We start from the raw sequence: 723 nt of genomic DNA, 5'->3' as shown, positions 1-723 counted from the left end.
TCGAAAGGCTATCCCCCAGATAAAGGCAGGTTGCACACGTGTTCCGCACCCGTACGCCGCTCTCAAGTTTCCGAAGAAACTCTACCGCTCGGCTTGCATGTGTTAGGCCTCCCGCTAGCGTTCATCCTGAGCCAGGATCAAACTCTCCATTGTATGTTTGTCTGACTCACTCAAAGTTTTTAACGCTTTAGTTTTTCCTTACTTGGTTGTTATATTGTATGTCAATGATCTTTATATCTTTCGCTTTTCTACGAAGCAATCTATCTGTCAGTGTCGCTCCGTATTTGCGAGTGCAAAAGTAAAACTTTATTTCTAATTGACCAAATGTTTTGAAAGAAAATTTTAAAGTTTTTTTAAGTAACCTTAATCTCCATCACTACACTCAACCCCTCTACTCCTGCGCTCCCTTAATTGGGACTGCAAAGATACAAACTCTTTTTTAACTCGCAACTTTTATTTGATAAAAATTAAAAGTTTTTTTTTCGTTTCATATCTCAGTAGATGATAATGTTTATGCTTATTTAAAAGCCCTTCTGCGCTTACTGATATACTCTCGTTTTCAGTGGGGCAAAGATAGAAACTTATACCATCCCTCACAAGTTTATTTAACATAAAATTTACTCAGATAGACCCATTGTGAGTAAGTATTCAACTTAACTTACTGGTTTATTTATATTTAAACTAATATTTATACTTATCCACAATGGTGGAATTGTTTTGGGA

The 723-nt window shown here is 36.4% G+C and carries 1 rRNA gene; it reads right to left on the bottom strand.

Annotated features, from left to right (window positions below):
* A 16S ribosomal RNA gene (locus tag GTR01_RS24435) occupies window positions 1-153 on the bottom strand; the annotation flags it as partial.
* Between the last annotated feature and the right edge of the window lie 570 nt (window positions 154-723).

The sequence above is a fragment of the Chryseobacterium sp. c4a genome, assembly GCF_009900745.1.
Classification (GTDB): domain Bacteria; phylum Bacteroidota; class Bacteroidia; order Flavobacteriales; family Weeksellaceae; genus Chryseobacterium.
Note: the sequence above shows the minus strand (reverse complement) of the source record. Positions and strands in the feature narration are given on the sequence as shown.